Here is an 11,581-nt window from a genome sequence, read left to right on the forward strand (position 1 = left end):
TATTGCAATCTAAAACAACGAGTTATGGAGCGAATGAGCGGCCACGATGCCCTCATGGCTCGTTCCCACGCTCCAGCTTGGGAATGCCGTTGTGGCCGCTCCAGCGGCCAAGGTTTCATGACGCTGGAGCGTCTGGATTTGCTCCCACGTTGGAGCGTGGGAGCCAGAGGCTGATTTGTGGGGATACTTCAGGGCTCGACCAGGTTTTCGACGCTGAAGCAGTGGTCTGCTAAAGATGCCGCTGACATTTCATCCCCATCCCGGCATGGTGCTGATGTGTGACTTCAATACCGGTTTCAAGGCCCCGGAGATGATCAAACGGCGGTCGGTAGTGGTGATCTCACCACGGCCCCGGCGCTCGAACCTGCTTTGCACCATCGTGCCGCTGAGCACCACCGCGCCGAACCCGGTAGAGCCTTTCCACCATCGGATGGATCCGCGCTCGTTACCTGGCAAGCTGAGTAAGAAGGAGACCTGGGCGAAGTGCGATATGTTGGCCACCGTTTCTTTAGGGCGTTTTGACCGGGTGATGGCCGGAAGAGGCCCGCACGGAAAGCGCATTTATGTTGCGGAACGGGTGATTGCCGATGGACCTGAGGGCGATCTGCCGGGGCGTGATGATTGCCCTCGGGTTGGTAAATCCATCTTGATCCCATAAGGTCCAGGAACCATAATAGGTACGTTCCCGATAAATCGGGCTTGCAAGACTACCTCCGGGTAGCAGACCCCAGCCGGTGATGACAAACTGACTGGGGCCTCTGATCCAAGGCCCTGCATCGCAAGGTGCAGGGTCTTTTGTCTATCCGGAGACCGGAGACACCCGGTCCGCCCGTCACGCCGCTTGCAAGCTACGCAGCAAGCACCGCGCTGCGCCGTACCAGGATTCGGGGCCGCCAGACTCCCTCCGCAAGCCCCGGCAGACTGGCTCCGTGGCTCCGGTCGCGGATGGATAAAAGTCTGAGGATGCACTCAATCCCTCAGCAATCCACTTACAAAACTCGGGAAGCCTCCATTGGGATTCAGGAAGATGAAAGAGTTGGGCCAATTCTTCAGTGGCCGCCAGCACCGAGTTTTCGAGCCCCTGGGAACTCACGAGAAAGCGCCGACACCGGCGCTTTTTTCGTTTCTCGCTTGGAATAACCTCTGCCGGCGCAGCGGATGGATTTTCGTCCGCCAAAGTGGCAGTATTCGAGTCCCTTGGGTTACTGATCCGATTGCTCCCACGTTTGCTGTTTCATTCCAAGGGCATTGCTGTTACCGGGCATGACCGATCCTCGTGAGGTCCTGATCGTACGTCGCCTGGGTCTTCGCGACTACGAATCCACCTGGCGAGCCATGCAGTCCTTCACCGACCGGCGTGGCGCAGACACCGCCGACGAGCTCTGGCTGCTGGAGCATCCACCTGTCTACACCCTGGGTAAGGCCGGTCGTCCGAAGCATGTCATCGATCCGGGCGGTATCCCCGTCATCGCAACCGACCGTGGCGGCCAGGTTACTTATCATGGTCCGGGACAGCTCATCGCCTACATTTTGCTCGACCTGCCCCGCGCCGGAATCGGCGTGAAACGCCTCGTGCAGCTCCTGGAACAATCCGTCGTCGCTCTACTGAGGGGCTACGGGATCGCGTCCTCCACCCGCTCCCATGCCCCCGGCGTTTATGTAGAGGGCGCCAAGATCGCAGCCGTCGGGTTGCGGGTCCGCCGTGGTTGCAGCTTTCACGGATTGGCCCTCAACGTTAACCTGGATTTGGCGCCCTTCTCGCGGATCGATCCCTGCGGTTATCCAGGACTGGCAGTGACTGCAATCGCCCAGCTGGATGCACCGACCAAGATTGGACCGGTCGGCACCGGATTGGCTGAGCAGATCGCGCGCTTGTTGGCACGGTGCATTATTCCCGTTTAAAGGACGACCAATACGCGACCTTTGTGCCAATGCCATTAAGTTAAGCATTACTCGTTGGCAAAAAGGGGGAAAAACTACGAATCACGCGAATTCTCGCGAATGGATTCGCGCCGATTCGCGCGCTTCGTAGTTTTTTCTTCCGCATCCCGACCGACCACGATAAGCGGCCAGCAGCTAACTTAATGGCATTGATCTTTGTGCTGTCGAACATCAGTAAAGGCCCACACTGGCGTCAGATCGCACCCTCCAACGACAGTCGCTTTTTGCACGCATATTTTCATTTCCTTGAACAGGCTATGTGGGCATCAACAGGCTATGTGGGCATCCGCCAGGTATGCCGTCTTTCTACTGGAAAAATAATGCCATGAATATCGGAAATATACTTCCCCATCATGCCCGTTTCCGACCCGATCGTACGGCATTGATCTGCGGCGATCAGCGGCTTACATACAGCGAGCTGAACCAGAGTGTGAATCAGATCGCCAATGCCATCCGCACATCGGGTATCCGCAAGGGCGACAAGATAGCCATGCTCCTTCCCAATTGTAGGGAGCTGTGGGAGCTTTATTGGGCCATTGCCAAGCTGGGCGCCGTCTCCGTGCCGCTAAGTCCGCTCCTGAGAGGCAATGGCCTGCGCAATCAGCTCAACAATGCGGATACGGCCCTCCTGGTTACCACTGAATCGGTAGCTACTTACCTCGATCCGATATTCGATACTTTACGCCTCTGTCATAACGACGTCTGGCTCACCGATGCGGAGGAGCACCATTGCTATGACTCCTTTTATCGCCATAAGCATCGAGCATCGGATGAGGAGCCCCCGGAGGCCGATATCCATTCTGATGATCTCTACAACATCATCTATAGTAGCGGCACCACGGGTGAACCCAAGGGCATCATGCACACCCATCGCGTTCGGGCAGCCTATATGACACTGTTCAGCAGTTATTACCGTATGACTCCCGAGTGTGTGGTCCTACACTCGGGTTCCATTATATTCAATGGCTCCTTTCTCACCACCATGCCGGTGATGTTTCTCGGCGGCACCTTCATTCTGCATGAAAACTTCGATGTTGAAAATCTAGTACGCACGATCAAGGAAGAAGGTGTAACCCATACCATGTTGGTCCCGTCGCAGATCGCGGCGGCCCTTGAACATGCCGATTTCACCGGAGAGCACATCGCGTCATTGGAGATGATACTGTCCGTTGGGGCCCCCTTGCATCAGAAGTACAAAGAGGAAATCAACCGCCGTATTCCCGGTGCATTTTATGAGCTGTACGGATTGACGGAAGGGTTTGTGACCATACTTGACAAGACGGATTTCCATAAGAAGCCGGGGTCGGTTGGTTGTCCACCACAGTTCTTCGACATGCGAATCGTCGATGACGAAGGCCGGGATTTACCGCCGGGAGAGGTGGGAGAGATCGTGGGCAGGGGACCGATCCTGATGGCGGGATACTACAAGGACCCCATGCGCACGCGGGATGCCATAAAGGATGGCTGGTTGCATTCCGGTGATCTGGGCTATGTGGATGAGGACGGCTATCTCTTTCTGGTGGATCGAAAGAAAGATATGATCATCAGCGGCGGGGTGAACATCTATCCCAAGGACATAGAGGAAGTCGTGATCGAGCATCCTGATGTGCAGGAAGTGGCGGTATTCGGCGTGCCGGATGAATCCTGGGGAGAAGCGCTCGTCGCGGCCGTTGTATTGAAACCACCGAGTGGCGCACGGAGCGATGAGCTCAAATCCTGGGTCAATGATCGCGTGGATGCCCGCTTTCACAAGCTCAAGGCGGTCTATATCATGGCGAATTTCCCGAGGAATGTAGCCGGAAAAACACTCAAACGTGAGATCAAGAGACAATATCTGGAAAGCGAACAATGTCCGTGAAAAACGCTTTACAATTCATCGTCCAACTGCGCGCTGATGAAGAACTCAGCAAGCAACTTGTTTTCTCCGACGGGGTTCCTGAGCTGGAAAGCTTAGTCAGACTTGGCGATAAAATCGGTCTTTCCTTTACCGTTGAAGAACTGCGGGTGGCGCACAAACATGATTGGGGGATGCGTTACATATCATGTAGCCGTTCAACCCCCACCTCCGGATCCTGATCTCAAATAGCGCAATCAAAGGCGCATTCTCCGGTACAGACGTGGCTACCAGCAACTCCATGACCTCTCGGGCACGCAACAATGACCCAATTTTACTTCCTATGTAATCATCCGGGACCCGACACGAGGCCACCTTACGGGAGATCATGATGGAGACAGGCAAGATCATCGCGTTTTTTCTGGCGCCGCTATCCGATCTTGGCCAGCAGGCGGGCTATCCAGGCCTTCATCCTTGGTAACCAGCCGGTCGCTTCGGCCAGGTGGGGCGGAAACAGCAACTCGTCCGCGAAAGCAAGCCTTTCATGCAGCGTATTCAACGCCAGGAGGTCCGCAAGCGCCCATCTTGGTTTCGATGCGTGCAGGAGGTGCGCGCTGGGCTCTTGGCGATAGTTGCGGGTCATTGCGGTCAGATAGCCTTTCGGGTAGGTCGTGTGGAAGTAGTATTGGCATATGACGAGTGCGTCCAGACAGAGCGTACCGACCTGCTTTTCAATCGCCAGGCGCTGAAACCGGTCGAAATCCTCCGCCGAGAACCCGCTGGTGATAAGGTGGATGTCGTAGAGCCAAATCAGCCGGTTGCGCATGGTGTTTCTGCCGTGCGCGATGCGGTGGATGCAGGCATGCAACAGCAGTTGGGGGGGAGACAGCATGTAGGCGCTGCCGCCGAGCTCGGGCAGCGGCTGACGCGTTCTCCAGCATTGCTCGAATTGCAGGATGTTGTTGAAGATAACGCGGTTGCTGAGTCGCCAGTGGATATCGAACGACACGGCGAAATCCTGCCGAGACGGGGAGAGAGCGACAAATTGTTTGGAGGCATAGGATCCTTGATCCAGGCCCGATAACCGATAGCCGTTTGATGCCAGGACCTCGGCAGCCAGGTCCGTGTCCGCTGCTTGAATGAAGAGATCGGTATCGCAGCGGATTCTAAGATAGGGGGCCTGATAGTATCGCAACGCGATCGGCGTACCTTTCAGGAGCAGCACGGGGATGTCCGCCGTGGCCAGCAGGTCGATCGTTTTCCGGGTGGCGGCGATCAGCATCAGGTCGTAGACGACCTGCTTGTGATTTGCCGCGCGCAGCGCCTTTTGGTCCTCATCGGCCAGACCATGTACGATTCCTTGCCGGACGCGGTAGTCGAGCATTGCCGTGACGCCGTGGCTTGTGGCCGTTTTCAGCAGCCGGGTTGCGACCTTTCGGGAGGGGCGGGGAACCTGTATGGGCCGGCCGGAAAGTGCCCTCGCCAACAGCAATACGCTCGGGTGATAGGTATCGGACATCGGAGTCAGCAATCCATGGTGTGGTGTTCGGAAGTCGCGGTGAGTATAGGATATCCGGGTCAGCATCTTCAGGATATGGGCGAGGTCTTGCGGATCGGTGGTTCTGAAACCGGCGGTCGGTGAGCGGCCGGCGGATCGGGTCCTGGACGATGGATTATCTATTTCACAAGCTATTGACTCAAATGGCCATGCCGCTTGGCAGCGGCGGTATGCTGATACTGGTCGGGATTCTGGCGTCGGTATTGCGGCGGCGGGGCCTCGGTGCCGGGCTGTCGCTGTGCGGATTGCTGTGGGTCTGGCTGTGGGCAACGCCTGTGTTTTCCGACTGGGTACGCCTGTCTCTGGAGCGGCAGTACGGACCGATCGCCATCGATGCATTGCCGAGCGCCGATGCGATCCTGGTGCTGGGTGGAGGCGTCGAAGGCGCCGCCGCTCCGCGGTTGTTCCCCGATTTGAGGACCTCAGCGGACAGGATCTGGCACGCGGCGCGCTTGTTCCATAAGGGGAAAGCACCTATTGTGATACTGGTCGGAGGTCGTTTACCGTGGCACACAAACCGGGGTCGCGAAGCAGACGCCATGTTGCGGTTTCTGATCGATCTCGGGGTGCCCGGGGGCAAGGTGCTGTTAGAGAGGCACAGTCGAAATACCTATGAGAATGCGCGTGAGACGCAGCGCCTGCTCGCCGACAGGGGTATGGATCAAGTGCTGTTGGTGACATCCGCCTACCACATGCGGCGCGCGCAGGCGACGTTTCACGCGGCGGGAATCCAGGTGATTCCGGCGGCCACGGACTACGAGGTGCTAGAGGGGCGGGAATTGACCCTACTCGATTTTCTGCCGGATGCTAGGGCCTTGAAGATTGGTTCATATGCTTTGAAAGAGTACTTAGGATTCTGGTTCTACCGGTGGCGGGGTTGGGCCGATTAGTCTCTGTTAGGCTAGACTGTCGGCAGGGGCCTATTCACCACTTCTGCCGAGTGGTGAGTGCTGAGGTGGCCCTTTCTTATGGAGTTGAACCATGCTGGGAAATGGAATGAGCCGGGAGCTATTCGCTGGTGGTCTACTCGCATTTGCCTTAACCGCGGTTCTTCTATGGGTTTTGGTGCCTGTCGCCCGTCACGTCGGTCTGGTCGACCATCCCGGCGGTCGCAAGGCTCACCACCATCCCACGCCCTTAATCGGCGGCATCGCGATGTTCATCGCGTTCGCCTTCTCCGTACTCATGCTCGACATCTCGTTATCGAGCTACCGGATGCTGTTCGCCGGATCGCTACTCCTCGTGGTCGTGGGTGCAATCGACGATCTGTATGAGCTGTCCGCGTCGCGCCGCTTTATTGCTCAGATCGTGGCGAGTCTTCTGATGATCCTGGGGGGAGGCGTAGTGCTCGTGGATTTCGGTTATCTGGTGGTGCCGGACAACCTGCTGTCCTTGGGGCCGCTTGCCGTCCCGCTCACGGTTATTGCCATGGTTGGCCTGATCAACGCGGTGAACATGGTGGACGGTCTTGATGGCCTCGCGGCGTCGCTCGTGCTCATTGCCATCATCGCCCTCGGCGTCATCGCCTGGTTTGGCGGTGATGTTCAGGACATCGCCATACTGGGGTTGCTCGGCGCGACGATCCTTGCCTTTCTGCTGTTCAATCTGCGCCTCCGCGGGCGGGCGTTGGTGTTCATGGGCGACGCAGGCAGCCTGTTTCTCGGGTTTGTTCTGGTGTGGTTCCTGGTCGCGCTTTCACAGGGGGAGCAACGGCTCTTGGCGCCGGCCACGGCGCTGTGGTTGTTCGCATTGCCGCTGATCGATACGATTTCGATGATGGTGCGCCGGATGCTGCTTAGGCGCTCACCCTTCCTGGCCGATCAGGAGCACTTTCACCACATCTTACTCGCGGCAGGTTTCAGCCCGAAACAAGCGCTCAGCCTGATGGTGTTGCTTGCGTTTGCTGCCGCCTGCGTGGGGCTGGCCGGGCACTTTCTCGGCGTCTCGGAGCACTGGATGTTTTTCGGCTTTCTTGGTCTATTGGCGCTGCATTTCTGGATGATCATGCGGACCTGGCACCGGCGGCGCTTTTGGGGAAGACCATTGTCGCCGAGTGACGATGCCGTTGCGTAGCTCTACTCATGACCTAAGGATAGTTTGAACCACATCGGTACCTGATCAGGTACCGGGAAAACCGATCCGCCAAGGTCGTGTTTTCAGGGAGATTTATACGCGCCCGCCCTAGCTCGGGAAGGAATGGCTTGGGCGCCGGTCGCCCGGTCGCCTATAATCCGAGGACTCTCGAACGCCTCAACCTGGGTCGAAAGCACATGCGCACGGTTTTCTACGCCATCTCTGCCGCCATCGGGCTCGGTTTCGCCGCTTCGGCCTGGGGCGAAGACCTGATCCAGATCTACGATCTGGCAGTCCGCAGCGATCCGACCCTCAAGGAAGCGGAGCAGACCCTGTACTCCAGGCGCGAGGTCAAGCCCCAGGCCCGGGCGCTCCTGCTGCCGAACCTCGACCTCACCGCCAAGGCCCAGTACCAGCGGGACGAGACCTCCGGCCCCAGCGTCTTCGGCACCAATCGCCGTCGGAACGATACTTACGACTCACAGAGCTTGACGGCTTCCGTCACTCAATCGGTCTACAATCGAGCGGATTGGATACGCCTCGAGCAGTCCGACAACACCATTGCGGCGGCGGAAGCGGAATACAGAAATGCCCGGATCGATCTGATGGTCCGCACCACCAGAGCCTATTTCGATGTGCTGCGCGCCGCCGATGCGGTTGGTGTCCAGGCGGCCCTGCAGCGTGCCAACGAGCGCCAGCTCGAGCAATCCAGGCAGCGTTTCGAGGTGGGCCTGGTCGCCATCACCGATGTCAACGAATCCCAGGCCGCTTACGACCGCTCGCGGGCCGACCTGATCGGTGCGGAGCACAGGCTGAATAACCAGTGGGAGACCTTGCGGCGCATCATCGGACCGGTGAGCATCCCCCTGGCGCGGCTCGGCGCGCGGCTACCGCTGAAGCTGCCCCAGCCCAACGATATCGACGCCTGGGCCGATGCCGCGGTCAAGAACAACTATGGTGTGATCGCAGCCCTGGAGGCGTCCCGGTCTGCAAAGAAACAGATCGAGATCGAGCGTTCCGGCCACTTCCCCACATTCGGCCTGCAAGCGGGGTACGATCTGGCCAGGACCGGCGCGGAATCCGGTACCGACCGCGATACCGGATTCGTCGCCCTCACCATGCGCTTACCCCTGTATCAGGGCGGTTCCGTGACCTCCCGCACGCGCCAGGCGGGTTACGATCTCCGCGCGGCGCAGGACCGGCTCGACCAGGCCCGACGCCAGGTCCTGAACGCGGCAAAGGATGCCTTCCGCGGCATTATCTCCAGCATCAGCGACGTGCAGGCGCGCCACGCCGCCGTCGTCTCCGCCCACAGCGCGTTGGAGTCCACCCAGGCCGGTCTCGAGGTCGGCACCCGCACCCAAGTCGACGTGCTCAATGCGCAGCAGCTCCTGTTCCAGGCGGAGTTCGACTACCTGAGTGCCCGCTACGACTACATCGTCAATGGTGTGCTGCTGCATCAGGCTACCAGTACCCTGTCCCGGGATGTGCTGGTGAAAAGCAATGCTTGGCTGAATCCGGAGGACAGGGTCCCACCGCCCTCCTATTGAGTCCGGTGGGAACGGGACCTGTACGCACATGTCCGGAAACAGCTTCGGTAAGCTCTTCGTGGTGACTACATTCGGCGAGAGCCACGGGCCCGCCATCGGCGGTATCGTGGACGGCTGTCCTCCCGGCCTGGCGCTCACCGCGGCGGACCTGCAGGTAGATCTGGATCGCCGTAGGCCCGGACGCTCCCGCCATACGACCCAGCGGTGCGAGTCCGACCGGGTGCAGATCCTGTCCGGTGTCTTCGCGGGTCAGACCACGGGTACCCCTATTGGATTGATCATCCACAACCAGGATCAGCGCTCCAGGGACTACACCGAGATCGCCGCGAAGTTCCGCCCCGGCCACGCGGACTACAGCTACGAGATGAAGTACGGGGTGCGGGACTATCGGGGTGGTGGCCGCTCCTCGGCCCGGGAGACCGCAATCCGGGTCGCGGCGGGGGGGATCGCCAAGAAATACCTGTATGACCGGCTTGGGATTCGGGTACGTGGCTATCTATCCCAGCTCGGTCCCATCCGTCCTGCGGGCTTCGATTGGGAGCAGGTGGAGAAAAATCCCTTCTTTTGTCCGGATGCCTCCACCGTGCCGGCGCTCGAGGCCTATATGGATGCCCTGCGCAAGGAGGGAGATTCGGTGGGTGCCCAGGTGACGGTCGTGGCCGAGGCTGTCCCGGCGGGACTCGGCGAGCCGGTCTTCGATCGGCTGGACGCGGACATCGCTCACGCGCTGATGAGCATCAACGCAGTCAAGGGCGTGGAGATCGGTGCCGGCTTCGCATGTGTGACCCAGAAGGGCACAGAGCACAGGGATGAAATCACGCCGGAGGGGTTCCTGAGCAACAACGCCGGCGGCGTGCTGGGAGGGATCTCCAGCGGTCAGGACATCATCGCCCGGATTGCCCTGAAGCCGACCTCCAGCCTGCGCCTGCCGGGGCGGACCATCGACCGCTCGGGGGCAGCCACCGAAATCATCACCACCGGGCGGCACGACCCCTGCGTAGGGATCCGCGCCACGCCTATCGCCGAGGCCATGCTGGCCATGGTGATCATGGATCACCTGCTGCGTCACCGGGGCCAGAATGCGCATGTAACTCCACAGACTCCGCGCATACCGGCCACGGCCGACGGCCGCTGATATCCCCTTTCAATCCGCAGATTACACAGATTAAAACGAAATCTGTGAAAATCTGCGTAATCTGCGGATAAAGGATATCGTTACCGATCGTTCCCCCCGTCCGCGGAGGAAGGCGACTTGCCTTGCGGGCTCGTCTTTTTTGCCGACCGGCCGTTTCCCCATGCCCTATTGGCGCCTTTCGTCCTTCTACTTCTTTTACTTCGCCGCCCTGGGGGCCCTGATTCCGTTTTGGGGCCTGTATCTCAAGGACCGCGGTTTTACGCCCCTGGCCATCGGTGAGCTGATGGCAATCCTCATGGCCACCAAGATCGTCGCCCCCAACCTCTGGGGCTGGATCGCGGATCGCACAGGGGCACGTCTGTCCATGGTGCGCCTGGCCTCGCTGTTGACCTTACTCACCTTCTCCGGGATTTTCGCGGTGGATGGGTTTTGGGGCATCGCCCTGGTGATGGCCCTGTTCGGCTTCTTCTGGAACGCATCCCTGCCGCAGATCGAAGTGATCACCTTCAATCACCTCGGGCCCCGGGCCCGCCGCTATGCCACCATTCGACTCTGGGGCTCGATCGGCTTCATTATCGCCGTGCCCGCCCTGGGTGCCGCGGTGGAGCGGATCGGGACCCAGGTCGTTCCGGAATTGGTGCTCGTGTTCTACGCGGGAATCTGGCTCAGCAGCCTGGCCATCCCCGACCCTGGGCGACCTCCGGTAGAGCAGTCACCCGGCTCCCTGTCCGGTCTCCTGAGGCAGCCGGAGATCGCCGCCTTTCTCACGGCCTGTTTTTTCATGCAGGTCAGCCATGGGGCCTTCTACGTCTTCTATTCCCTCTACCTCACGGAGGCAGGCTACTCGAGCACCACGGTCGGTGCCCTGTGGGCCTGGGGCGTGGTCCTGGAGGTGCTGGTGTTTTGGCGCATGCACCACCTGCTGGCGCGTTTCGGCGCCCGTAGGATACTGCTGGTCAGCTTGGGCCTGGCCGTATTGCGCTGGCTGTTGACCGGCGGCTTCGCCGCCAACCCGGTGCTTCAGCTCTTCGCCCAGACCCTGCATGCGGCGACCTTCGGCGCCTTTCATGCCGCCGCAATCCATCTCGTGCATCACTACTTCAGCGGCCGTATCCAGGGTCGCGGACAGGCCCTCTACAGTAGCCTGAGCTTCGGCGCCGGTGTCGCCGTCGGCAGTCTGCTGAGCGGGGTGCTCTGGAGCAATGCCGGTGCCGGGTTCACCTTTGTCCTGTCCGCCCCAGCCGCGGGTCTGGGCTGGCTCGCGATCTGGGGTTGGGTGGACAAGGAACGGCGATATTAGCAATCCTGAATTATTTGGCGTTGTTGGGGGGTTCGATGCATGGCATTGGCCTTCATCCCGACGACAGGCGATGCCGGTAGCGACTAAACTTAGATCCTAGTCGCGTTACGCCGCGTTCGGCGCCGTGCCGGTCCGGGCGCGGTCCGGGGTTATTTGGCGTTGGTTGTGGGAAAAGATCCCTCCTGCGTCG

The 11,581-nt window shown here is 59.7% G+C and carries 11 protein-coding genes; 10 read left to right on the forward strand and 1 reads right to left on the reverse strand.

All coding sequences use genetic code 11. The features are described from left to right. Positions 1-235: 235 nt before the first annotated feature. The 5 genes from BQ17_RS11615 (at position 236) to BQ17_RS11630 (ending at position 4,017) form a co-directional block, all read left to right on the forward strand. The gene (locus BQ17_RS11615) at positions 236-658 is read left to right on the forward strand and encodes a type II toxin-antitoxin system PemK/MazF family toxin (RefSeq protein ID WP_089727239.1); all 423 of its coding nucleotides are present in this window, start codon (positions 236-238) and stop codon (positions 656-658) included. 605 nt (positions 659-1,263) lie between these two features. Beyond that, positions 1,264-1,902, forward strand: a complete 639-nt coding sequence (gene lipB / locus BQ17_RS11620) for a lipoyl(octanoyl) transferase LipB (protein ID WP_089727254.1) — start codon at positions 1,264-1,266, stop codon at positions 1,900-1,902. Between the two features lie 182 nt (positions 1,903-2,084). Beyond that, positions 2,085-2,270, forward strand: coding sequence for a hypothetical protein (locus tag BQ17_RS20720; RefSeq protein ID WP_141699244.1), 186 nt, complete (start codon positions 2,085-2,087; stop codon positions 2,268-2,270). Next, a complete protein-coding gene (locus BQ17_RS11625; RefSeq protein WP_089727241.1) occupies positions 2,267-3,799 on the forward strand; it encodes a class I adenylate-forming enzyme family protein in 1,533 nt (510 codons plus the stop codon). Before BQ17_RS20720 ends, BQ17_RS11625 begins: the two co-directional genes overlap by 4 nt. Further along, positions 3,790-4,017 carry a Nif11-like leader peptide family natural product precursor gene (locus tag BQ17_RS11630; protein WP_089727243.1) on the forward strand — a complete coding sequence of 76 codons (228 nt, stop codon included), beginning with the start codon at positions 3,790-3,792 and terminating at the stop codon, positions 4,015-4,017. Before BQ17_RS11625 ends, BQ17_RS11630 begins: the two co-directional genes overlap by 10 nt. Positions 4,018-4,205: 188 nt before the next feature. Here BQ17_RS11630 and BQ17_RS11635 read toward each other — a convergent pair whose 3' ends face one another. Then, the gene (locus tag BQ17_RS11635) at positions 4,206-5,294 is read right to left on the reverse strand and encodes a nucleotidyltransferase domain-containing protein (RefSeq protein WP_165741811.1); all 1,089 of its coding nucleotides are present in this window, start codon (positions 5,292-5,294) and stop codon (positions 4,206-4,208) included. A 149-nt stretch (positions 5,295-5,443) separates the two neighbouring features. On the opposite strand from BQ17_RS11635, the gene BQ17_RS11640 reads away from it, so the two are divergent. The 5 genes from BQ17_RS11640 (at position 5,444) to BQ17_RS11660 (ending at position 11,391) form a co-directional block, all read left to right on the forward strand. Continuing rightward, positions 5,444-6,223 carry a YdcF family protein gene (locus BQ17_RS11640; RefSeq protein WP_089727247.1) on the forward strand — a complete coding sequence of 260 codons (780 nt, stop codon included), beginning with the start codon at positions 5,444-5,446 and terminating at the stop codon, positions 6,221-6,223. A 106-nt stretch (positions 6,224-6,329) separates the two neighbouring features. Beyond that, a complete protein-coding gene (locus tag BQ17_RS11645) occupies positions 6,330-7,406 on the forward strand; it encodes an MraY family glycosyltransferase (RefSeq protein ID WP_176722398.1) in 1,077 nt (358 codons plus the stop codon). Between the two features lie 197 nt (positions 7,407-7,603). Next, positions 7,604-8,956, forward strand: a complete 1,353-nt coding sequence (locus BQ17_RS11650; RefSeq protein ID WP_089727256.1) for a TolC family outer membrane protein — start codon at positions 7,604-7,606, stop codon at positions 8,954-8,956. A 28-nt stretch (positions 8,957-8,984) separates the two neighbouring features. Then, complete coding sequence (gene aroC / locus BQ17_RS11655) at positions 8,985-10,091, forward strand: chorismate synthase (protein ID WP_089727252.1); 1,107 nt, start codon at positions 8,985-8,987, stop codon at positions 10,089-10,091. Positions 10,092-10,251: 160 nt separating this feature from the next. Then, positions 10,252-11,391, forward strand: coding sequence for an MFS transporter (locus BQ17_RS11660; RefSeq protein WP_089727258.1), 1,140 nt, complete (start codon positions 10,252-10,254; stop codon positions 11,389-11,391). Positions 11,392-11,581: the final 190 nt, after the last annotated feature.

Origin of the sequence: Candidatus Thiosymbion oneisti (assembly GCF_900092655.1) — a bacterium.
GTDB classification, from domain to species: domain Bacteria; phylum Pseudomonadota; class Gammaproteobacteria; order Chromatiales; family Chromatiaceae; genus Thiosymbion; species Thiosymbion oneisti.